Below are 22,257 nucleotides of genomic sequence, written 5' to 3'. Positions count from 1 at the left end.
GAAGCAAATATCATTTTAAGTCACAAGATCATGTTGGAAATACGCATCAAAGCGACAAGCATCGCCTTGCCACTGATGTTGCGGCTCTTGATTCGCTAAAAAAACTGCCAATCGTGGACGTTTAACCACGACACGTTTAGCAATTTTTTGTGCTAAATCCAGTAAATTATCACCTAAATCCATCTCACCATCTTCAGGTAACAGCAAATGCAATAATTGCATTTGTTTTTTGACCTGAGCTTGCTTTTTGACGGCTTGCTGGTTTTGATCTCGCTGCGGAAACATCGGATCGAGATAAACCACATCAAAGATTTGATTGGTCGTCGACAAATGTTTCAAAAAGTCTGCCGAATCTGAAAAGACCAATTCAATTCGAGCTACAACCGAACTTAAAAATGCATCTTGCTGCGCGCGTTGATGTGAGTCTTCCAATAGGGTAAATAAAATTGGATGACGTTCCACAAGGGTCACATGCGCACCCAGATGTGCCATCAATAAACTATCGTGCCCTAGCCCTGCGGTTGCATCCACAAGCTGTGGCTTTTCAGCCAAATTACACGCACGTGCAATCATCTCAGACTTTAAAGATGCTCGCTTTAAACGCCCCACTTCTGCTTTCCAATCGGGTTGCATCTTCATGCCATTGGCCGCTAACCACAAACCATCTGCATCGACACACAAACTGAGTTCAGGGTTTAAACGTAAAAAACGCGCGTTTAATTTTTCAATTAATTCAATATTTACAGATACGCCACGTGAAGAAAGCACAGCAGAATACTGCTGTGCTTTCTCATGAAACTCTTGTTCTGTGTATAAGCGGATTTCGCTTACCATAATTTCCAGCCTGTAAATGCGAACAATAAAATCAATAAACCTGAAACAATTCGATACCACGCAAAAATCATGAAATCACGTTTTGCCACATAAGCGACAAGCGCACGAATTAAAATCAATGCAGAGACAAATGAAACGATTAAACCAACGGCGATCACAGTCCAATCTTGAGTGCCTTGAAATACATCATAGCTTTGATATAAATCCAGTAAACCTGCACCGACAATAACCGGAATACCCAAAAAGAATGAAAACTCAGTGGCTGCTTTACGGGAAACCCCTAAGAACATGGCACCAATAATGGTTGCACCTGAACGTGAAGTCCCTGGAATTAAAGATAAAACTTGAATTAAACCAATCCAAATCGCATCTTTAATGGTTAAATCTTCTACTTCTTTGGCACGCACCTGCGGTGGATTTTTTTCGATCCAAATAATGATCAAACCACCGATAATCAACCCCATAGCAATCGCAATGTTATTGAACAGCAGCTCTTTCACCGTCTGACCAAACGTCAAACCAATCAACACGATTGGAATCGAAGCGAGAATTAAGCCAAAACCTAAACGGCGACCTTTTTCTTCACCAGTCACCATACCGGTTGCTGCGCCCCACAGGCGGCCCCAGTATTCATAAATCACCGCCGCAATCGCACCCATTTGAATTGCGATCACGAAAACATCACTTTTTTCTTTGGTCCAAAAGTTCATTAATTCTGAAGCCAGAATTAAATGCCCTGTACTTGAAATCGGTAAAAATTCGGTAATACCTTCAACAATACCCATGATTGCCGCTTTGAGCAGCAGTAGAAGATCCATATATAACCCTAATTATGGCTTGCCTTGTTCTGAAATTTTCTTCCAGGCGTTATCTCGTAAATATACGGGCAATGCAAGTTCAGCACTCACCCATGCTTTTCTTTGCGCCGCTTCGCGGGCAATAGTAGCAATATCTTGTGCTGTTGCACTTAAGTCTTTGTATTGTGTTTGTTCTGATTGAATGAGCTCACTACCAGAACCCACGACGGTAAATTTGATCTGCGGTGTGGCATCGGCGTAGCTTAATAGTTGTTCTTCATCTACAGCCTGCATAATGCCATTGGCATCGAGTTGATAGCTAGCGATGTACACTTCTTGCATGCGTGCATCAAGGACTGCCGTTACTTGGGTCAAACCATATAAACGATGTGCCGCTTGAGCCAAAGCTTGCAAAGTCGATACTGGAACAACAGGTACGTCATTGGCCCATGCCAAGGCTTGTGTTACCGCTGCATTAATACGAACACCACTAAATGAGCCAGGCCCACGACTAAAGGCAATCGCAGTTAAATCGGCTAACTCAATAGCAGTTTGATTAAGCCCTTGCTCAATCATTGGGAGAATGGTTTGCGTCTGCGCTTTTGCCCGTAAATCGAGTTGAAAATAAAGCTCTTGAGTTTCATCTACAATCGAGACGGAACACTGCTCATTGGCAGTTTCCAATGCCAGTAATTTCATGCGCAACCTTAATTAAATTTAATCTTAAAAAACGTTGAATATGATACTCCACTCCATCGCAGTTCGCGAGATTTTCCACCACAGACTCAGCGCTTTCTATATTTAATCTATAAAAAAGCCTGGAAAAACGTCGAGGCTTTTTTGCTTACCATGTATAACTTTTTAAAGTTCAGCGACTTCGAGTTGAGTAAAATGTTTAAAATGAGCGGCATAGTGCATGGCACTCATTTTTAGACGTGCTTCGGCTTGTTCATCTAAAGTCTTGACGACTTTACCCGGTGAACCCATCACAACAGAATTATCCGGAATCACCTTCCCTTCTGGAATTAAAGCATTCGCACCAATGATGCAATTTTTACCAATCACAGCATGATTTAGAACCACGGCATTGATTCCAATCAGACTATTATCTCCTACGGTACATCCATGTAGCATGGCTTGATGCCCAATCGTGACATAATCGCCAATGGTCATTTCAATGCCCGCATCGGTATGCAGCACCGCATTTTCTTGTACATTGGTAAAATCACCCAGTTTGATACGACTGTTGTCCCCTCGAATGACGGCTCCGAACCAGACACTCACTTCTCGGCCTAATTCAACTTGCCCAATGACCGTTGCATTTTCTGCAACCCAACCATCCCAAGGTTGATGCGTGGCTTTCGGGCTATATCCTTGAAATTTGTACAACATGATCAAACATCCTATTTTGACTTTCTAAAAATGATTTATGGCTCACGGCCCAAATGAAATGAAGGAGAATTTAATAAAAAAGGCCATTCTTTTTGATAATTCAGACCATATTGAAATAAGGAAATCAGCATCCGTGCAGTCAAGCCCCATACGATTTCGTTTTCGATTCTTAAACTGGGAAAATAAAGCGATTGCTGGGCAAAACGAACTTCATATGGCGTTGGCGGTGTTTCTAAAAGCTGTCTTAATGATGCAAAAAAAATACGGTCAATTTCAGTGGGTTGAGGTATCAAATTCACATCAGGCGGGATCAATCCCACGATCGGTTTAACCAACATCCCATTCCGTGCTTTTTGCATTGGTAAATCACCCAAAAGTTGCACATCAAATGGATTTAGAGCGGTTTCTTCTTGAGCTTCTCTTAAAGCCACCACGATATTACTGGTGTCTTGGGCATCACGTTTGCCACCGGGAAAGGACACTTCACCTGCATGATTATTCATATAGAGAGAGCGGCGGGTCAATAAAATACGTGGATTATCTTCTTGGGTAATCGCAATCAATACAGCAGCATGCGCAGGTTGAATACGCTTAGAAAAACGTAAACTTTGCTGCAATCGCTGAGTCAATAAACCCTCATCCATCCACATTACATCCTTATAATTATCTTGTTTTCATCATAGCTGAATTTCGGCCAAGCTGGTTAGAAATGATGCCAAAGTTTTATTTTTAAGTTATTCTGACGGTTCACACAATCCATGACGATGAATATGAACTTTTGCTCAAACTGCGGACAAAAAACAAAAGAAGCGATCCCGCTTGGAGATCATCAGATACGCCGTATTTGTACCGCATGTGGGTTTATTCATTATGTGAATCCTAAAGTCATTTGTGGTGCTTTAGCCGTTTGGGACAATCAAGTTTTACTTTGCCGTCGTGCGATTGAGCCACGCTATGGGCTGTGGACATTGCCCGCTGGCTATATGGAACTCTATGAGACGATGGAGCAAGGTGCAGCGCGTGAGACTCGCGAAGAGGCTGAAGCAGAAGTCAACATTGAGCAACTGTATTGCATGTATAACATTCCCCGTATTGGGCAAATTTATGCCTTGTTCAAATCTGAATTAATCAATGGAGAATTTGGTGCGGGTGATGAAACCATTGAATCTCGTTTGTTTAGTGAAGAAGAAATTCCATGGGATGATTTAGCCTTTCCAAGTGTGGAAAGAACGCTGCGGCATTATTTTGCTGACCGCAAAACTGGTCAGTTTGAAATGCATCTCGAAACCCTTGGTACGCGACTCGATCACACAGGTTAATTTGCTGCTCTCAATATTAAAAAAGCCCATCACTGATGGGCTTTTTTATTTTACTCATATTTGACGATTATTTAGCCTTGATGGTGTAACAAGGGGCCAACTCTAAAGAAATATCACCACCGCTTAACTTCGCTGTTTGAGCCGCAGCAGTATCATTTGGATTTTTTAAGCTATAAATATAACTAAAGCTGGCCAAACTGTTCCCCCACTTCACTACTTTATTATCTGAATCCGTCAAAGCAACGCCAGAGGGACGCGTGCCTGCATTGGCGTTAATCATATTGTGTAACTGCACTAAAGCACCGCCTACAACCATTGAGGTATCCGCAGATGTTTTTACACTTGAGTTCATTCCAATCAACGCGCCATCAAGCGTATGGAAATATGGGTCAGCTAAAATCATACGAATCGAAATGGTATTTGGATTGATATTTCCTTCAGGCGTAAAGGTACGGGTTGTCGTTCCGATACGATATTGCTGTACACCTTTATCATCTTTCATTAACAGTGGATCGAGCACATCTTTTCCGCTACAGCCTTCCGTCGCATGTGTAGACAAATCGACAATTTGACTATCTTGACGAGTAAATACATCATCTGGCACGCCAGATTTTATATTTGTGCGAATATCACCATTACGGTCAATCACCACACCCAATTTCACTGTTTTAATCGAAGTATCGGTAAATTTAAAGGTTAAATCTGCATACAAGGGGAAGATATAATTTTGTCCAGCAGCAACATTTTCAACAGACTTAAAGACTTTTTTGTCTAAATACGACAGCGGATAAAGCTTGTATAAATCCATCGTGCCTTTAAATTGCACTTGGTTAATGTTTTGCTCCCAAAGACCTAATTTTTTCTTATCATCGGCCGTCAGAACATAATCATCTTTTTTAGCCATTAACGTTTTATATAAACTTCCACCTGTACCGACCACCATTTTGTCGGCAAGTAGCGTCCCTTGTTTAATAATCAAAGGGCCAGAGTTGGCTTCTTCTGCATCAAAACGGAAACCCAGAATGCCAGGTTTATCAATTTGCTTGGTAAGCGGATCGATCCAATTGTCCTGTGGCGTTGCTGTTAAACGTGTTGGTCGAACCTGCGTCAAGAGCAAGACATTCACACCACCAATAGTACTCAACTGTTGATCAACTTTGCCCTTCCACTGTAAACCACTACCAAACGTCATACCTTGGCGGTCCGTCATTAACATGAAATGACCAAATAAATTGACTTTTGAACTATCGGTCGGCAAACATTCATTTTTGTCACAGCCGACCAGTCCATTTGAACCACTGGCATTGGTAATCACACCATCAGTTGAAAACAACGCAAACTCTGGCTGGTAAACCGCAGCCGTTGAGATATTCATGAGTTTTACAACTAAGGTAAATGCATTTTCATTGCTGACTTCGGACAGGTCTAGCCAAGGTGTAAACAGGTCATTAAATTCCGTATCTGAACTGATACTGAAATCTGCTGTCGCGACATTTCGAGTGATTTGATCAATCAATACTTTATCTGCATTGTTGATATAAACCGCTTGGATATCTGTAGCTGTAACTGCGCTGTTATTTTTCAAAGCCAAGGCTTGAATAATTTTAGCTAAACGCATGGCCACTTTAACCGTTGCGTCGGTATTTGAAATCGTTGCAGCAGGTTTACCCGCGATGCCAGCTGCCAAATCCAATAAGGTCAAGCGTGGAGGTGTCGTACCACTGGCTACATTGGAAATTTGCTTCAAATCTACTTTACCCAAATCAATTCGACGTGATTTTTCACCTTGGACAAAGAAAGTTACCGTATCGCCAATCTTACAAGCACCTGTCGAAACACCTTCTTTTAGATCAAATAAAGTAATGTAGGTATTTTTAACGTCGCTCGAACAATTAAAATTCACACCTTCAATGGGATAATCTAAAACGAACTCAACACAGCCTTCGGTATTACTTTTACAAGTACCATTGGTCGTACTGGTATCATAAATTTCAGGATTCACATTTGCACTTTCACCGCCACAGCCACTGAGCGCTGCAACCAATGCCGTTAAAGCAAACGGTAATAAAATTTTATTTTTCATCCTAATTCTCTTTCTTATGTCCTTAACGGATTGCTGTTAATTTAAGTTGGCCTTGATTGGTTAATACGCGGCCATCGACGTCAATTGCTGTTGCTAAAGGCGTTAAGAATAAATACTGGCTACCTTTAGGCACTTGAATCACGCCTTCAATTTTTTCATGGTAAAGATGATCCGCTTCACCTTGGTTATTTTTGAATCCACCTGCGCCTTCCATGACACATCCATTTTTGTCTAAAAATACCGCAAATGGCCAATAAAATGTAGGATTTTGTACTTTGGATGCAAATGAATGTATACGAATATTTTGTAATGGTGATTTTAGTTTTACGACTTCATAGTCAAATTCGTCAGACAATGGTGCTCGAGGCCATAAGTTAATATCTTGAGCTAAGTCGAGCTCTTTGGCTTTCTTCATTTTTTTATTCGAAAAACATTGCTGACCTAAACCTTGAATGGTGTCAGCTTGTGACACCCGATAATATGATGTGGCCAAAGTGATTGGGCCTGTATCTTCGGGTTGATTACGTTTAAATAAATTATCAATGACGGAGCGACTGACACCTTTTTCACGTTCAATGGTTTGCATCCGCGTTTGCCCCATCTTGCTATCAATAACGCCTTCGGGCATGGTGTAAAAGCGCTTTTTGCCTTCTAAGTTAAACTCTTTATCTTCAAGATATTCATTATTGACATACTTTTCACCAGCCATGGTCGAAAAGCCTTGCTCTTGTTTGGCCTTAGTTAATTGTTTTGACAGATTATTTTCTATGTTTGCATCTAAAGATTGTACGGATTGATCAGTACTGACTACTTTCTCAGCAAGGATCTTTTTCTCGACGACAGGTTTATCTTTTTCAGCTAGAACTGTGGACTGATACGCTTCACGAGGTTGGGTTAGCTCTGATTGCTGTAACTTATCTATCCATGCGGTTGAAGGTACCACTTTTGCTGAAATATCTGAAGCTTGTGCTGACTTTTCAGATTTGCGAACTTTATCCCCTGAGACGTCTTTAATTTTATCTACTGTGACAACTTTAATTTCATCCCGTTTTTCCGGCTCGCGTATACTTAAATGTTGAGAATTCACCGGTCCAACAGCCTGTGCTGTTGGACTCGTTTGACGTGTCATCGGTATCTTGGTTTGAGACGGACTAATGCTTACGGATGGTTGAATAATTTGTTGTACAGGTTGAGAGTCTATCGTTTTAGCAGTTGGACTTACTTTAGGTTTCTTTGCTGGTTTTTCTTGCACTTGTACCACCATTGGGCGCCCATCTGGCCCAATAATGGTATGAAACGCCCCAGCGTTGGCATACGACACTTGCACCACAGACAGTGCAAGTAACGTTTTTATGAATAAAATCCTTTTCATTCTGTCTGCTTATCCTACCAACGAGTTCTGTAATTTAATCCTAGGATGGTGATTTTCGTATCGGTTTTTACATTCAGTCCAGCATATGGGTTTAAAAGTAAGTTATTCACACCGGTTAAGTTTGCAAGACTACTAGTATTCGCTGGAATGTTATCTTTACTGCGTAAAAAGCCGATTGATAAATCTAAATCCGTATCTGCATCAAAACGATATCCAATCCCCATACCAAAGAGCTGCGCACCATTAATTGGGACCATGGTATTTCGCTTACCATCTGGAATAGAGGTACTCCTTGGTTCATAGCCTGCACGTAATTTCAAACGATCTGTTGCAGAATATTCAATACCAATACCCCAGTTCCAAGGCGATGTAAATTTCAAAGGTAAGGCCAAAGAATTATCGGTCACATTTTCAGATAATAATTTTGCAATTTTCAGCGCTGAAATTTGACGGTCGAATTCAAAACGGAATTTGTCCCAAGCACGATAATCGGTCCAGCCCACATCAAAATTGATTTGTAAATCAGGCATGACCTTATATTTGATCCCGGCCTGTACGTGCTGTGGATATTCAAAATCCATCGAAACCAAACCCGACTCAGAGTTTGGTACGGCATTTGGGAAACCTAAAATGGCAGCTAAAATTTGACCTGTTGGTGATGACATTAATCCCTTAATCATCTCCTGAGGCGCTTTTGCATTATGAATGCGATAACGGCCTTTCATGCGCATTTTCGCCGCGCTTTGGTACACCATACCAAAACTAAAATCTTCGCGTGGCTCCCACAAAACCCCTAAGTTATAACTTGGGCTCAGTGACTGCTCTAAAGCCAATTCCATCTGACCAAATTTGCCAAATGGATTCATTCCTTCTTCGGTATTACACATCCCCAATAGCAAGATGTCGGTAATAATGTCCGAATTTTCCTTGAATGGCGTACAGACGACTTCATCAATCATCCTTAACATGCCGATCAACTCATTGGGAAATCGTAGATCTGATTTCAATCCAATGGCTTGATAGGACATCCCTACACCACCACCAATCGATAACTCATCACTAACTTGATAACCCACAGTTGGCGATAGATAAGTAATACGCTCTAGAGCAACTTGTTGCCCCATAAAATTACCGGGGTTGCCATTTTCAGCACCAAAACCCGCAATCAAAGGCGCATAAACGGCTGATGCAAATGTTGCTTTAGAACCCGGTGGATTGTAGGCAATCCCCATCGTTGGCGCGGCAATGGGTTGTCCAGCACCAAAATCCACCATCTTTTTTAAGACAGGTACATATAGGGATGCATATTCAACATCACCAGAAACCTTATCTTTAAAGTCCGTACATATATCTGCCGTTACTTCAGGCCCATCATTACAGACCATTGGGTCATCAGAATAACCAAAGACGTTATAACCCGCAGGGACGGTAAATTCACGTTGAATATCAAAGTTTGCAATAATCCCCTGCATATCTGTTTGCAAACCTTCAATTTTAGTTAATGCTGCAGGGTTAAAATGCACGGCACTAATCCCCGGAGGATCAGCAGTTACTGCATTCCCTAATGCAAGTGACCGTACATCAACTGAAAGATTGGTACCCAATTGTGCAAAAGCAGCACTAGAACAGCCCGTTAAAACGATCGCACTAACAAGTGGGCTGAGTCGAATTTTACGCATACGACAGCCCTCTTAACGAAGTTTTTTTCCAAAACCTAGAATATCTAACGGGAAAGAAAGTCCTAATGACACATCTGGTGCATCTTCAGTTAAACCTAGCCCCACCGTACCATTCACAATCGTATCTGGAGATACACGTACACCTAAAGAAATTGCTAGAGTTGAACTGGTTTGGTCTGCAGGTGAATAGGATTCGCCACTGCTATACGTAAATTCTGCGCCAGTGTTGAAACTTTGTTGATATGACATGGTGAGGGAAACATCGTAGTTAAACGAGTATGCAAAACCGAATGCAAAACCACCACTAATTCCCGGTTCAAACTCTTCAATGACACGCGTACCACGACGTTGGTTTAAACCCGTTTCTTTGAAACCATAGTTAGCTGAGACAGATGCAAACAACACAACGGGGTCAATATATTTACGCGTACTCGCACCGATACCTGCCGAATAGTAACCTTTACCTGTTGCTAGATCATTTACCGCGTTGACTTCATATGGACTATCACCTGTTTTCGTAGATAAATTACCAAATAAAATCAGTGGCAAACGACCTTGCTTCAATGGGAAGGGTTCCCAACGTGCGCCTAAAGAAATATCCCCTAAACCAGCAGTTGAAGTATCTTTTAATAAATCAGTTTTTGCTACTAAAGGCACAGATGCAGAGAATGTCAAATTGTCCATTACACCGTATTGCACGGTAAATGTATTGGTCATTGAGTGTGTGGCATTCTCTTGTACACGGAGTTGATAAAGTTGGCCTTGTGCCATTTCCATATCAAGTTGAGTATCACGGTAATAGGTATAATCAATATCGTAAAAAGATGATATTTCACCTTTTTTAATCAATGAATACTGACGTTCATTCGAGCTAAATACTTCCTGTAAGTTAGCTTCTTGACTCGCATCACCCTCTTGCTGTTGAAGTGCTGTCGATGCCTTTTCAGTGGCAGTAGCACTTTCGACTTGTGGTGCCTCAGATTGTACTGGCTCTTCAACAGATTCATACTGTCCAATTTCAGGCTCGGCAGCAGCTTCTTGTGCAGTATCAGCTTGGTTTACAGTAGCAGGAGATACAGACTCTTCTACGACTGTATCTTGTTCAACTGGATCATATTCTCCAAGGCTTGGCTCTTCAGCTGCATAGGCAACCCCCATCACCACCTGAATACTCATGGCTAGTAGTGTTTTGTTCATCCATTTACGATTCATGTTCCTTCCCACCGTTGTTATTTTTTTAATCCTGACACTTTGTTATACGCTTTCATCTAATTATTTACTCTTGTAGTAAAGCCTTAGAAAGTTGTAATTCGATTTACCATATGACTCCGACTCTTCATTCATATTTTTATCAAGTCGTATCGTAGATGCCTTGTCTGCAATTTTTTCCATGTAAAACTGCGGATATTGAATATCAACCAATGCATAACGGTTCACGGTTGCATCTTCAACATGTCGCAAGTCTGAATCTTGCAAAGCCAATAAATTTTTACGTTGCTCAGGCGCAACATTGATTAAGAATAATGTGTTGTTTTCCCATATTTCTTGGAATCGAACTTCATCGAAACTGATATTGCCCAGTGCTGGATCTGCAACATAAACACGCCCATCTTTATAGGCTTTAAAAACCACAAAATGTTTAAAACCAGCATATGAAATCGGAACAATCGCAGGTTGACCTTGCTTAACTAGATCTGAAAACTCACCTTTGTAGCCCCCACTGTCTAGCCCCACAGCAGCGACAAAACGTTTCATGTCTAATAAGGAGAAACTTCGACGTTCGATAATTTTTTCAGTTTCACCAAATTTCAGCAAACCATTCATGGTCTGTTGCTCAGTTAGCTGTGTCCCGACAAAACCATTTAATAAAGTCGTTAAGGCCGCTGAACCACAACTGTAGTCGTATGCTTGCCGAACGATGCCTCGAAATTGATCTTCTATGGCAGGTTTAATTTTTACAGATTCACGGTGCATCCGAGTAAAGGAATCATTTCGTGAATCCAACGTTTCGGTATAGTGAACTGTTCCGACTGGCTTTTCTTTTAAATCGAAGGACTCTTTGGCAAAGTAATACATCAATGCCGAGCCTACAGCTATCTCTAACATATCTTCTAACTTTTAGTTATCGGCAATGATGTGCCTTTTCTCATTATTTTTTAGAGCTAATGCTCTACATCCATGTATTATGCAAGATACCTTTTTTTTTATAAAAAAACAGCATTTTTTTATGCTTTATTGGGTCATTCCGCACTTTTTTGTAAAAAAAAGCGCGTGATCAACACGCGCCTTATTTTTATTCTAGATTATTTACTAGAAATTGTAATTACAGAACCTTGGTTATATACACCCATAGCTGGGCTGTAGAACGTTTGTAAACCTTGAACTTCGATATCACCAATTGAACCAGCGTCTTTACTTCCTAGATGAACACCTTTCACATAATTATCAATTGGACCAGAGTTGCTTACCATTTGAATATAACCATTGTTTGTGCCTTCTTTACCATAAACACGAACATCTTGGTTAATCGTTAAGTCAGTTTTATTAGCATCAGCAACTTTGATGCTTTCGATAAAGATTTCACCTGCTTCGCGTGTAGCCGTTTTAGTTGATGCATCTAGGATACCCAGATCTTTAATTTCTAAGCCACCAACCATTGTCGTACTCAGTTTAATCATTGCACCTTGTGGAGCAGCACCCAACTGAACATTTGCAGTCATTGGACCCGTTTTTAGAGAAAGGCCAGATAAAATTGCATTGTAGTTGTTATCATCACCACCACGGCGAATACCTGTAGTACCCGCTGTACCAGATGCTGTTACGCCAATTTCACCGATTTTGATATCTAAACCAGAAACATCAGCTGCGATGTTAATGAATGCACCATTTGCACCAGTACCAGCATCAGTATCAATACGTAAATCAGCTAAATTGCGAGAAGCTAGAAGATAAGCTCCACCGTTATCATAGTTTGCACCAATAACGATACCTTTATTTTCTAAAGGATCACCAGCTTTCTTGTTACCTTGAATAACGATCGCACCAGCAGTACTTGTACCGCCCTTAGCTGTATCCGTTAAACCGTCGTTATCATGAATGAAAAGTTTTTCAATTTCAATTTTAGAGATACCAATCCCGATGTTAATACCATCTTGACCAGTGGTTGAACTAAGTGCAGCATCGTCCATTGCTTGCATAGCCATAGCATTCGCACTAAATGCGATTGAAGAAACTAGAGCTAATTTAGTGAAATTTTTCATACGGTACTCTCCCAAGAGTATTTATTTTTTTTGATTTTCAACCACTCGATTTATTCAGCTGTAATATTATTTTGTGACAACTGCTAAATCTTTCCTTGAGTTGTTTGCTCGCTCGATTAAATTATATCCAAGCTGAAATTTGTTCAACTGTTGTTGGTCGCAATCTAATTCTTACCGATAAACGGTATTTGCAAACCAAATGAATTAGGAATGGTATAAAATCCATTTTAGTCTTTAAAGTTAATTTTTCTGTTGATGCAAAAACCAATTTCTTTTAAAAAATTTATTCTCAAACAAACTGTTAGTGCTCAAAAAATTTTGCAAGCGCTTGCGCCCTTGTCACATGTGATTTTTTTAGAAGATCAAAACCAACCTGTTATTTGCTTTTTGGCAAATCAATATCAACAATTGAAGAATGATGAACTTAAAGCTTATGTCCGTACCAATTTAGATCAATATGAGGAATCTGATACTCAGCCCTTGCAAAATATTGCCTTCCAAGATTTATGTTCAAACTTAGGCAGCGGGTTTTCTGGGGGCTGGGCTGGTTTTATTAGCTATGATTATGCAGCGCAGCAACAGATTTCCTTGCACGCCAAAGCGCAACCTCGCTTGTTTTTAGGACAATTTTCCAGTTTTTTAAAATTAGAGAATGATGGTTGGTATTTTTATAGTTCAGATCATTCTGCAGCTAAGATTTACGACTATATTGATCAGTTCATTCAAACAGAGATCACTCAGAATCAATTTAAATTAAGACAAAAATGTACTGCAAGATGGTCTAAGTCAGACTACACGAAAGCCTTTGATCAAGTGCAGGAATATATTAAAGCGGGTGATTGCTATCAAATTAATTTAACACAAGAATTCACAGCTCAAGCAAACGGTTCACTCTTAGATACCGCTCAAGAATTTTGGTCACTGACTGATGCACCATATTCAGGCTACTTACGTATTGATGATTTTGAAATTTTAAGTTGTTCGCCTGAACTTTTTATAGATTTTAAGCCTAAACGCAAGATTATTACTAAACCAATCAAAGGCACGATGCCTCGCTATGAAGATCCAGTTTTAGATGCGCACTCAAAACAACGATTAAAATCATCTGAAAAAGACATGGCCGAGAATGTCATGATTGTCGACTTACTACGTAATGATTTGAGTGTTTATGCTAAAACGGGTTCTGTAAAAACACCTAAACTTTTTGATATTGAAAGTTTTAACCAAGTGCATCACATGGTCAGTGAAGTTGAGGCCGTGCTGAAAACAGATGTAAACCCTTTTGAAGTTCTGATGTCTGCCCTGCCAGGTGGTTCGATTACCGGCGCACCCAAAATCCGTGCGATGCAAATCATTGAAGAACTTGAAGGCGCCCCGCGCGGCGCCTATTGCGGCTCAATGGGCTATTTTAATCACGAAGGCACGGGATCTTGGAATATTTTGATCCGCTCTATTCAAAAATACCAAGATCAGGTTTCGCTGTGGGCCGGCGGCGGAATCACCATCGCATCAGATTGCGATGCTGAATATCAAGAATGCTTTGATAAAGTCGAAGCCATGCTGGATTTGTTAAATACCTGGTATAAGCCAGATTAAACAAAAAAAGCGATTCAATTGAATCGCTTTTTTATAACCCTCCCCTTGCGAAGCAGTGCTTCTCATCTTTTCGAAAGGAAGATTAGGGTAGATTTAAATTTATAGTAGCTTGCGGCAATCAAGCCAAAATATCGTTTTTAAACGTATCTACAAGGCGCTGATTTTGTTCATCTGTGCCAATGGTGATCCGCAGGAATTGATTAATCCGCGGCTTATTGAAGTAACGCACAATAATCCCGCGTTCACGCAATTCAGCAGCCAACTCACCTGCATCTTTATTTGGCAATGAGGCAAAAATAAAGTTTGCCGCAGACGGCAATACCTTAAAGCCCAGCTCAGACAGCTGACCTACAAGTTTTTCACGGCTCGCAATCACCTTGGCATTTTGCGCTTCAAAATACGCTTGATCCTCAAATGACGCCACGGCTGCTGCAATCGCAAAACGGTCCATCGGATAAGAGTTAAAGCTATTTTTTACCGCCTCAAGCGCTGCGATTAAATGCGGCTGTGCAATCGCGAAACCGACACGCAAACCGGCCAATGAACGCGACTTAGACGTGGTTTGACAAACTACAAGGTTTTCATATTTCGCAACCAAAGCCACAGCAGATTCCGCACCGAAATCGACATACGCTTCATCAATCACAACCACTGAATTTGGATTAGCTTGCAGGACTTCCTCAATTGCAGACAAACCTAAAGCAATGCTAGTAGGCGCATTCGGATTGGTAATGATGATGCCGCCATTTGGCTGTTTATAGTCATCCACAACTATTTCAAAGTCATCGTTCAGCGGCAAAATTTTAGTATTGGCAGCTATACCAAAAAATTGGCTATATACCGGATAAAAACTGTAGGTAATATCTGGATACAGAACCGGCAGTTCTTGCACAAAAAAGGCTTTAAAAATGTGCGCCAGCACCTCGTCCGATCCATTGCCGACAAAAACCTGCTCAACAGGCACATGCTGCTGTTTTGCAATCGCTTGCTTTAACTCAGACGCATCTGGATCTGGATATAAACGTAAAACATCAGCAGAATTTGCCAATACTTTTTGTACTGCATCCACCACTTTTGGCGATGGCGGATATGGGTTTTCATTGGTATTGAGTTTTAAAATATTTTGGATTTTAGGCTGTTCACCCGGTGTGTACGGTTCTAATTCACGTACATCAGGGCTCCAAAAACGCATTTGTTCAGAGGTAATATTTGGCATTTTATTTTGCTCTTTTTCATCCTCTCCTAACCTCTCTTGCACTTCGCTTTAAAGGAATCCTTAAAGCTCGTTCAGGGAGAGGAATATTCATTTTATGAGATTTCCCCTCTCCTTTCAGGAGAGGGTTAGGGAGAGGTTTATATTTTTGGAAAACTAAGTTTTTCACCTAGTCTATATTTTCTTACTGATAACGATATCTCGCAGATCGCGCATGCGCATCTAAGTTTTCCTGCTGCGCTAATGTATCAGCCGTTTTCGCTAAAATTTTCACACCATCTTCAGAGCACATGATTAAACTTGAGCGCTTTTGGAAATCATATACACCGAGCGGTGATGAGAAACGCGCTGTACCCGAAGTAGGCAACACGTGGTTTGGACCTGCACAGTAATCACCAATCGCTTCTGGTGTATAACGTCCCATGAAGATCGCGCCGGCATGGCGGATATTTTCAGCCATTTCCTGTGCTTCATCTAAACACAGCATCAAATGTTCAGGTGCAACTTGGTTAATCAATTCAGCACCTTCAGCACGGTCTTTGACTAAAACCAATGCACCGCGGTTTTCGATTGAAGTGCGCGCGATTTCCGCTTTAGGCAATGCTTCTAAATGCTTTTCAATCCATTGCTCAACTTGATCTAAAAGTTCTGCATCTGGCGTAATAAATACCGCTTGAGCCACAGTGTCATGTTCCGCTTGTGACAATAAATCCATTGCCAGCCATTCAGCATTGTTTTGACCTTCGGCATAGACCAAAATTTCGGATGGCCCTGCAATCATATCAATACCGACTTGACCAAATACTGCACGTTTTGCTGCAGCAACAAAACGGTTGCCCGGGCCAGTAATTTTGTCCACAGATGGAATAGTTTCTGTACCATAAGCCAATGCTGCAACCGCTTGCGCGCCGCCAATGGTAAATACACGGTGTACGCCGGCTAAGTAAGCTGCTGCCAAAACCAATGGATTCAAATCACCATTCGGCGCAGGCACCACCATAATAATTTCAGGCACGCCAGCAACATGCGCAGGTACAGCATTCATCAATACAGAAGACGGATAAGAAGCTAAACCACCTGGTACATAGATACCTACACGGTCCAGCGGGGTGACCTTTTGACCAAGGGTATTTCCTAAAGCATCAACATAGGTCCAGCCGTCTTGCTTTTGTGCTTGGTGAAATTCACGAACACGGTTCGCAGCAAGTTCTAAGGCTTCACGCACTTCTGAACTTAAACCATCAAATGCTGCTTTCAGCTGTTCTTGTGTCAGCTCTAATTCTGAGAATTGATGCGCTGGATGTCGATCGAACTGCTGTGTCAATTTAAGAACATGAGCATCACCATGCTGACGAACATCAGCAATGATTTGGTCAACGGTTTTTAAAAGTTCTGGATCATTCACAGTTTCAAAAGCCAACAAGTCAGCAAAAGCTTGCTTGAAGTTTTGATCTTGAGTCGATAAACGTCGCATCAATTTACCCACAAGGTAATCTATTGGAAAAGATTAGTTTACCTGTTTTACAGCAGCTTGTGGACATCTATCGCATGTGTTCATGTGGAGTTTTATTGAAAATAACTTTCGTTAAAATTGATGAAAATACAGTTTTATCATTATTTTTCAGTTTTCATAAAAAAACCGCCCAAATTTGAGCGGTTTGATCAGCATAGCTAGAAACTTAACAACTTATGCTTTTTTTGCTTGCTCGCGTTCTTCCACGGCTTTTTCTAGCTGTGCAAGAATTGGATTCAACAAAATTTGTTTACGTTTAAAGCTTGCTTTGTTCACGATTAAACGTGAAGACACTTTACAGATTTCTTCCAAAGGCTCTAAACCATTGGCACGTAAAGTGTTCCCTGTATCCACAACATCGACGATGTAATCACCTAAACCAACCAAAGGTGCAAGTTCCATAGAACCATACAGTTTGATCACATCAACTTGCTCGCCTAAGCTTGCATAATATTGACGGGTCAAATTGACGTACTTAGTTGCAATCTTTAAACGACCTTTCGGACGAACCATGCCGACTTTACCAGCCGTCATTAACTTACAGTTGGCAATTTTTAAGTCCAATGGTTCATACACATTTTGTGCACCATGTTCCATCAGCACATCTTTACCTGCCACCCCAATATCTGCAGCACCATTTTCAACATAAGTTGGTACATCAGAAGCACGTAAAATTAAAATACGAACGTGCTTATGGGTCGTTGGAAAAATTAACTTACGAGATTTATCCGGATCTTCCAATAAGTTAATGCCAGCTGTTTCTAACAATGGCAAAGTTTCTTTTAAGATACGTCCCTTACTTAATGCTAAAGTTAAACCATGATCAAAATTCCCCATTACGTCAAAATTGGGATCATCGTTTCTCATATCGCTCATTAACTTACTCGCTTAATTTGGGCACCTAAACCTTGTAACTTCGCTTCAACATCTTCATAACCACGGTCAATATGATAGATACGGTCAATCAACGTTTCCCCATCAGCGGCAAGTGCTGCTAAAACCAATGAGAAAGAAGCTCGTAAATCAGTTGCCATCACCGGTGCAGCAGATAATTTCTCTACACCTGTAACAACAGCATCATTACCTTCAACCTGAATATTGGCACCCATACGTGCTAATTCAGGTACATGCATGAAACGGTTTTCGAAAATCGTTTCTGAAATTGTGGCAAAACCACGACCAATTGCATTCACCGCCATCAGCTGTGCTTGCATATCGGTTGGAAATTCTGGGTGTGGTAAAGTCTGGAAACTTACTGCTTTCGGGCGTTTACCCATCATATCCAGTTCAATCCAATCTTCACCGCGCGTAACTTCCGCGCCCATTTCTTCAAATTTATCCAGCACAGACTCCAACAAGTTTGGATCTGTATGCGTGGTTTTGATTTTACCGCCAGTTATTGCCGCAGCAGCAAGATAAGAACCTGTTTCGATACGATCTGCAACAACGGCATATTCACAGCCATGTAGGCTTTCAACACCTGTAACAACTAAAGTATCAGTGTCCAAACCTTCGATTTTTGCACCCATCTTGATCAACATATTAGCAAGATCAGTAATCTCGGGTTCACGAGCCGCGTTACGAATCGTGGTGACACCGTCTGCAAGAACCGCAGCAGTTAGAATATTTTCAGTACCACCAACTGTGACCATATCAAAGATAACTTCGCCACCTTTTAGACGACCATTCACTTTGGCATGCACATAGCCAGCTTCAACTTCAATTTCAGCACCAAGTGCTTCTAAAGCTTTTAAATGTTGATCTACAGGGCGTGAACCAATTGCACATCCACCCGGCAAAGATACTTTTGCACTACCATAGCGCGCCAATAACGGCCCAAGCACCAAAATAGATGCACGCATGGTTTTCACGAGTTCATATGGTGCAAATTGGTTATCTAAGCTAGATGTATCTGCCTTAACCGTATCACCTTCATAACTGATTTGAACACCTAAACCTGCGATCAATTTCACTAAGGTGTTCACATCTTTTAGATTTGGAACATTGGTTAATGTAATAGGTGTATCCGCAAGGATAGTTGCAGCGAGTAATGGCAATGCAGCATTTTTCGCACCAGAAATACGAACTTCACCTTCGAGCTTAGTACCGCCCTGAATCAGAAATTTATCCATTAATTATTAAGCTCCGAATAAGCTTGCTTTGCGCCATTCTTCTTTGGTCATTGCACGAATTGTTACTGCATGTACTTCACCGCTGGCAATGTAGGAGTTCAAAGGTGCATAAACAGATTGTTGACGAGCAACAGGACGTTTCCCTTCAAATTGATCATCGACGATGCGTAGATCAAATTTGCCGCCTTGCCCACTAACTGCAACCTCAGCTTCTGGAAAAGCAGCTTTTAAAATTTCAGTGAGCTGTTCACTATTCATCACAAGACCCCATATAGGACTAACGGTGTAAAACCCGTCATTTTACTATAAATCTAAAAAATAATTCATTAGTCACATACATTATATATATAAAAAAAGAGGTTATAAAAAACCTCTTTTTGTACAATGTACAATCTAAACCGTTAAAGGCATATAAATGAGCTGCATTTTTCGATGTTTATGTAATTGTTTTTTTAATTTTTCAGACAATTTTTTGATCGAGGTATACATATCATCAGCGCAAGCTTGCGCAAAAAGTTCGGTCCCGGGTAATCGTATAATCGCTTCTGCAATATGATTATCACTGCCTTTTTTTGAACGTTTATCAACTTGATGATCTTTAGTCAACTTAACTTGCATACTATTGACCTGATCTAAATGTTTGGTCATTTCCGCAAATTTAAGACGAATATTTTCTTCTATTGCTGGCGTAATTGTTAAATGGTGGCCACGAATTGTAATCTGCATAATTCTATCCCTCACCTTCTTTCAGGACTTGAAAAGTTCAAGCCGAATTATCCAACTCAATATGCGAAGCATACATTTACACGATCAGATCATTTCGGCTATTCCTTATATAAAAAAGAGATTCATTATTTCGTCATAATGAACCTCTAGAATAGTCAGATTTTCAAATTTAGATCAACACTTTTCGCTCTGAAGATGATGGAATATGTAACGATTCACGATACTTCGCAACCGTACGACGAGCAACATCAATACCTTCTGCATTAAGCAACACTGCAATTGCATTATCAGACAAAGGTTTACGTGTATTTTCTTCTGCAATCAACTTTTTAATTTTTGCACGGATTGCAGTCGAAGACGCTTCCCCACCCGATGACGTTCCAACATGACTTGAGAAGAAGTATTTCAACTCAAATAATCCACGTGGTGTGAGCATATATTTATTTGTGGTTACACGGGAAACTGTGGATTCATGGAGTTCGACTTCTTCAGCAATGTCACGTAGTACTAAAGGCTTCATTGCCTCAGGACCTTGTTCAAAGAACGCTCGTTGATGCTCCACAATACAGGTTGCTACTTTTAATAAAGTTTTATGTCGTTCATCAATGCTTTTAATGAAATTCTTAGCTTCAAGCATTTGATTACGTAAATATTGATTATCTTCGCTCTGATCAGCACGCTTGATCATATTGGCATAAAAAGAATTTACCCGTAGTTTTGGCATCACATCAGGATTTAATTGAACCAACCAATGTTCATTCTTTTTTAAGACGACAACATCTGGAATTTGATAGTCTGAATCTTTATCTTCAAATTCTTGCCCTGGATGCGCTTTTAATGTTTTTAGCAAAGAAATGGCTAGTTTAAGCTGTTCCGTATTTAATCCCGTTTGCCTAATCAACTTGGGTAATTCATTACTAATCAGCAATTCATAATTTTTCAATAATAAAATAGCTTCATATCGATATTCGATATGCTCAGGAAGATTTTCAACTTGTACCATTAGACATTCAGCAAGATTGCGTGAGCCTACCCCTACAGGATCTAGACGCTGAATATGCTTTAAAACCACCAAAACTTCGTCATCGTCAACTTCTTCTTCATAATCCATAGAGTCTAAAAGATGCTGAACCGATTGGGTAATTTCATTTAATTCGCAATCTAAAAAACCTTTGTTATCTAGTGCATCGACAATACAGTGCGCAATTAATTTATCGATCACAGAAAAGTGTAAAAGATTAACTTGCTCAAGCAAATGCGCTTGTAAACTTTGATGCCCCTGCCGATTATCTTCGCGCTCTTCAAATTCAGCAGCGCCTAAACTTGTTGGTTGATGGGTATATACATCATCCCATTCTGTATCCACTGGTAACTCATCAGGTAAATGATCGGCATTTAATTCATTGGTTAAGTCTTTATTTTCCCTTTCTTGTTCTTGTAAGCTATTTAAACTTTCAACGGTATTTTGTTCTTCAACTTTCTCTAATAGAGGATTACTGTCGAGTTGGATTTGAATTTCTTGTTCCAATTCTAAACTTGAAAGCTGTAATAAACGAATGGCTTGTTGTAATTGAGGTGTTAATGATAAGGAATTGGCAACCTTTAACCCCATCGCTAATTTCATTAATAACTCCCCCTATAATTAACCGCACTTTATAAGCAATTTTTATGCCGTTTTATTTTTTATAGCATAATTTCGAAGAGAACGCCCGATTTTTTGTCTTTTTTAGACTCATTATTCAGCTAATTCATTCTTCTATTAGGAACAATTCGCCTTATAAATTAACTATATAATTAGATTTCTTATTCATTTTACTCCGGCTGTCACTGTATTTTTTGTTTTTCATTGTTCTTATTATTTTTCCCGGCATAAAAAACACCCCCTGCACGAGTCAGGGGGTGTTTAGAATAATGAGCTGGCGATGACTTACTCTCACATGGGTAACCCCACACTACCATCAGCGCTAAGAGGTTTCACTTCTGAGTTCGGGAAGGGATCAGGTGGTTCACTCTTGCTATTGTCGCCAGCACAACTGTTATGGATACTCGCTTAGTCTAATCTCAGAGCAGTGCTCTTCTTGCTAAGTTTTCTACCAAATGAGTTATTAACAGAAGTACTTGAGTTAATTTAAGGTGTTCATTTTATCTAGCTTTTCAACTAAATCAAGTTTGATTGATTATATGTGAATCAATTGATGCTATATATACAACTGCTTGGGTGTTGTATAGTCAAGCCTCACGAGCAATTAGTATTGGTCAGCTTCATGCGTCACCGCACTTCCACATCCAACCTATCAACGTCGTAGTCTTCAACGGCTCTTTAGTGGACATAAAGTCCAAG

The 22,257-nt window shown here is 40.4% G+C and carries 20 protein-coding genes and 2 rRNA genes; 2 read left to right on the top strand and 20 right to left on the bottom strand.

Features of this window, described 5'->3' with window-relative positions; genetic code table 11:
• Nucleotides 1-15: 15 nt before the first annotated feature.
• The 5 genes from FTT92_RS00110 to FTT92_RS00090 form a co-directional block, all read right to left on the bottom strand.
• On the bottom strand, nucleotides 16-834 hold the full coding sequence (locus tag FTT92_RS00110) for a class I SAM-dependent methyltransferase (protein WP_218948292.1): 819 nt from the start codon (nucleotides 832-834) through the stop codon (nucleotides 16-18).
• The gene (locus tag FTT92_RS00105) at nucleotides 828-1,652 is read right to left on the bottom strand and encodes an undecaprenyl-diphosphate phosphatase (protein ID WP_078191179.1); all 825 of its coding nucleotides are present in this window, start codon (nucleotides 1,650-1,652) and stop codon (nucleotides 828-830) included. The genes FTT92_RS00110 and FTT92_RS00105 overlap by 7 nt, the downstream gene beginning before the upstream one ends.
• A gap of 12 nt (nucleotides 1,653-1,664) precedes the next feature.
• Entirely contained in the window at nucleotides 1,665-2,330 is a 666-nt protein-coding gene (gene tsaB, locus FTT92_RS00100) for a tRNA (adenosine(37)-N6)-threonylcarbamoyltransferase complex dimerization subunit type 1 TsaB (protein WP_180120416.1), read from the bottom strand.
• A gap of 162 nt (nucleotides 2,331-2,492) precedes the next feature.
• Entirely contained in the window at nucleotides 2,493-3,023 is a 531-nt protein-coding gene (locus tag FTT92_RS00095) for a gamma carbonic anhydrase family protein (protein ID WP_078191181.1), read from the bottom strand.
• A 35-nt stretch (nucleotides 3,024-3,058) separates the two neighbouring features.
• Entirely contained in the window at nucleotides 3,059-3,667 is a 609-nt protein-coding gene (locus tag FTT92_RS00090; RefSeq protein WP_078192365.1) for a CoA pyrophosphatase, read from the bottom strand.
• A gap of 126 nt (nucleotides 3,668-3,793) precedes the next feature.
• Between FTT92_RS00090 and FTT92_RS00085 the strand changes: the two genes are divergently transcribed.
• On the top strand, nucleotides 3,794-4,342 hold the full coding sequence (locus tag FTT92_RS00085; protein WP_180009934.1) for an NUDIX hydrolase: 549 nt from the start codon (nucleotides 3,794-3,796) through the stop codon (nucleotides 4,340-4,342).
• A 67-nt stretch (nucleotides 4,343-4,409) separates the two neighbouring features.
• On the opposite strand, the gene FTT92_RS00080 is transcribed toward FTT92_RS00085, so the two are convergent.
• From FTT92_RS00080 to FTT92_RS00055, 6 genes are all read right to left on the bottom strand, one after another.
• On the bottom strand, nucleotides 4,410-6,425 hold the full coding sequence (locus tag FTT92_RS00080; RefSeq protein WP_180171137.1) for a hypothetical protein: 2,016 nt from the start codon (nucleotides 6,423-6,425) through the stop codon (nucleotides 4,410-4,412).
• A 22-nt stretch (nucleotides 6,426-6,447) separates the two neighbouring features.
• Entirely contained in the window at nucleotides 6,448-7,797 is a 1,350-nt protein-coding gene (gene filE / locus FTT92_RS00075) for a putative pilus assembly protein FilE (RefSeq protein ID WP_180171136.1), read from the bottom strand.
• A gap of 14 nt (nucleotides 7,798-7,811) precedes the next feature.
• On the bottom strand, nucleotides 7,812-9,476 hold the full coding sequence (locus FTT92_RS00070; protein WP_078192369.1) for an OmpP1/FadL family transporter: 1,665 nt from the start codon (nucleotides 9,474-9,476) through the stop codon (nucleotides 7,812-7,814).
• Between the two features lie 12 nt (nucleotides 9,477-9,488).
• Nucleotides 9,489-10,688 carry a hypothetical protein gene (locus FTT92_RS00065; RefSeq protein ID WP_180171135.1) on the bottom strand — a complete coding sequence of 400 codons (1,200 nt, stop codon included), beginning with the start codon at nucleotides 10,686-10,688 and terminating at the stop codon, nucleotides 9,489-9,491.
• A gap of 60 nt (nucleotides 10,689-10,748) precedes the next feature.
• The gene (locus FTT92_RS00060; RefSeq protein ID WP_180171134.1) at nucleotides 10,749-11,582 is read right to left on the bottom strand and encodes a C39 family peptidase; all 834 of its coding nucleotides are present in this window, start codon (nucleotides 11,580-11,582) and stop codon (nucleotides 10,749-10,751) included.
• Nucleotides 11,583-11,779: 197 nt separating this feature from the next.
• Complete coding sequence (locus FTT92_RS00055; protein WP_180171133.1) at nucleotides 11,780-12,736, bottom strand: DUF6160 family protein; 957 nt, start codon at nucleotides 12,734-12,736, stop codon at nucleotides 11,780-11,782.
• A 255-nt stretch (nucleotides 12,737-12,991) separates the two neighbouring features.
• Here FTT92_RS00055 and pabB point away from each other — a divergent pair, with 255 nt between their 5' ends.
• Complete coding sequence (gene pabB / locus FTT92_RS00050; RefSeq protein WP_180171132.1) at nucleotides 12,992-14,332, top strand: aminodeoxychorismate synthase component I; 1,341 nt, start codon at nucleotides 12,992-12,994, stop codon at nucleotides 14,330-14,332.
• Nucleotides 14,333-14,450: 118 nt separating this feature from the next.
• On the opposite strand, the gene hisC is transcribed toward pabB, so the two are convergent.
• From hisC to FTT92_RS00005, 9 genes are all read right to left on the bottom strand, one after another.
• Nucleotides 14,451-15,548, bottom strand: a complete 1,098-nt coding sequence (gene hisC / locus FTT92_RS00045; protein ID WP_180171131.1) for a histidinol-phosphate transaminase — start codon at nucleotides 15,546-15,548, stop codon at nucleotides 14,451-14,453.
• Between the two features lie 181 nt (nucleotides 15,549-15,729).
• Nucleotides 15,730-17,031 carry a histidinol dehydrogenase gene (hisD, locus tag FTT92_RS00040; RefSeq protein WP_180171130.1) on the bottom strand — a complete coding sequence of 434 codons (1,302 nt, stop codon included), beginning with the start codon at nucleotides 17,029-17,031 and terminating at the stop codon, nucleotides 15,730-15,732.
• A gap of 201 nt (nucleotides 17,032-17,232) precedes the next feature.
• Nucleotides 17,233-17,934, bottom strand: a complete 702-nt coding sequence (gene hisG / locus FTT92_RS00035) for an ATP phosphoribosyltransferase (protein ID WP_180103104.1) — start codon at nucleotides 17,932-17,934, stop codon at nucleotides 17,233-17,235.
• Nucleotides 17,934-19,190, bottom strand: a complete 1,257-nt coding sequence (murA, locus tag FTT92_RS00030; RefSeq protein ID WP_180034592.1) for a UDP-N-acetylglucosamine 1-carboxyvinyltransferase — start codon at nucleotides 19,188-19,190, stop codon at nucleotides 17,934-17,936. Before murA ends, hisG begins: the two co-directional genes overlap by 1 nt.
• Nucleotides 19,191-19,196: 6 nt before the next feature.
• The gene (gene ibaG / locus FTT92_RS00025) at nucleotides 19,197-19,448 is read right to left on the bottom strand and encodes a BolA family iron metabolism protein IbaG (RefSeq protein WP_078191194.1); all 252 of its coding nucleotides are present in this window, start codon (nucleotides 19,446-19,448) and stop codon (nucleotides 19,197-19,199) included.
• A 135-nt stretch (nucleotides 19,449-19,583) separates the two neighbouring features.
• Nucleotides 19,584-19,916, bottom strand: coding sequence for a ribosome hibernation-promoting factor, HPF/YfiA family (hpf, locus tag FTT92_RS00020; RefSeq protein WP_078191195.1), 333 nt, complete (start codon nucleotides 19,914-19,916; stop codon nucleotides 19,584-19,586).
• Between the two features lie 169 nt (nucleotides 19,917-20,085).
• Complete coding sequence (locus FTT92_RS00015) at nucleotides 20,086-21,540, bottom strand: RNA polymerase factor sigma-54 (RefSeq protein ID WP_180034594.1); 1,455 nt, start codon at nucleotides 21,538-21,540, stop codon at nucleotides 20,086-20,088.
• 290 nt (nucleotides 21,541-21,830) lie between these two features.
• A 5S ribosomal RNA gene (gene rrf, locus FTT92_RS00010) occupies nucleotides 21,831-21,945 on the bottom strand.
• Between the two features lie 196 nt (nucleotides 21,946-22,141).
• Nucleotides 22,142-22,257: ribosomal RNA gene (locus FTT92_RS00005) — 23S ribosomal RNA — on the bottom strand; the annotation flags it as partial.

Origin of the sequence: Acinetobacter sp. YH12023 (genome assembly GCF_013420135.1) — a bacterium.
In the GTDB taxonomy this organism is placed as follows: domain Bacteria; phylum Pseudomonadota; class Gammaproteobacteria; order Pseudomonadales; family Moraxellaceae; genus Acinetobacter; species Acinetobacter amyesii.
This window is presented reverse-complemented; position numbering and strand designations above follow the sequence as displayed.

Excerpts from the sequence above, each read along its gene's own strand:
- FTT92_RS00110 (WP_218948292.1), bottom strand. The coding sequence starts at position 834 with ATGGTAAGCGAAATCCGCTTATACACAGAACAAGAGTTTCATGAGAAA.
- FTT92_RS00105 (WP_078191179.1), bottom strand. The coding sequence starts at position 1,652 with ATGGATCTTCTACTGCTGCTCAAAGCGGCAATCATGGGTATTGTTGAA.
- tsaB (WP_180120416.1), bottom strand. The coding sequence starts at position 2,330 with ATGAAATTACTGGCATTGGAAACTGCCAATGAGCAGTGTTCCGTCTCG.
- FTT92_RS00095 (WP_078191181.1), bottom strand. The coding sequence starts at position 3,023 with ATGTTGTACAAATTTCAAGGATATAGCCCGAAAGCCACGCATCAACCT.
- FTT92_RS00090 (WP_078192365.1), bottom strand. The coding sequence starts at position 3,667 with ATGGATGAGGGTTTATTGACTCAGCGATTGCAGCAAAGTTTACGTTTT.
- FTT92_RS00085 (WP_180009934.1), top strand. The coding sequence starts at position 3,794 with ATGAACTTTTGCTCAAACTGCGGACAAAAAACAAAAGAAGCGATCCCG.
- FTT92_RS00080 (WP_180171137.1), bottom strand. The coding sequence starts at position 6,425 with ATGAAAAATAAAATTTTATTACCGTTTGCTTTAACGGCATTGGTTGCA.
- filE (WP_180171136.1), bottom strand. The coding sequence starts at position 7,797 with ATGAAAAGGATTTTATTCATAAAAACGTTACTTGCACTGTCTGTGGTG.
- FTT92_RS00070 (WP_078192369.1), bottom strand. The coding sequence starts at position 9,476 with ATGCGTAAAATTCGACTCAGCCCACTTGTTAGTGCGATCGTTTTAACG.
- FTT92_RS00065 (WP_180171135.1), bottom strand. The coding sequence starts at position 10,688 with ATGAATCGTAAATGGATGAACAAAACACTACTAGCCATGAGTATTCAG.
- FTT92_RS00060 (WP_180171134.1), bottom strand. The coding sequence starts at position 11,582 with ATGTTAGAGATAGCTGTAGGCTCGGCATTGATGTATTACTTTGCCAAA.
- FTT92_RS00055 (WP_180171133.1), bottom strand. The coding sequence starts at position 12,736 with ATGAAAAATTTCACTAAATTAGCTCTAGTTTCTTCAATCGCATTTAGT.
- pabB (WP_180171132.1), top strand. The coding sequence starts at position 12,992 with ATGCAAAAACCAATTTCTTTTAAAAAATTTATTCTCAAACAAACTGTT.
- hisC (WP_180171131.1), bottom strand. The coding sequence starts at position 15,548 with ATGCCAAATATTACCTCTGAACAAATGCGTTTTTGGAGCCCTGATGTA.
- hisG (WP_180103104.1), bottom strand. The coding sequence starts at position 17,934 with ATGAGCGATATGAGAAACGATGATCCCAATTTTGACGTAATGGGGAAT.
- murA (WP_180034592.1), bottom strand. The coding sequence starts at position 19,190 with ATGGATAAATTTCTGATTCAGGGCGGTACTAAGCTCGAAGGTGAAGTT.
- ibaG (WP_078191194.1), bottom strand. The coding sequence starts at position 19,448 with ATGAATAGTGAACAGCTCACTGAAATTTTAAAAGCTGCTTTTCCAGAA.
- hpf (WP_078191195.1), bottom strand. The coding sequence starts at position 19,916 with ATGCAGATTACAATTCGTGGCCACCATTTAACAATTACGCCAGCAATA.
- FTT92_RS00015 (WP_180034594.1), bottom strand. The coding sequence starts at position 21,540 with ATGAAATTAGCGATGGGGTTAAAGGTTGCCAATTCCTTATCATTAACA.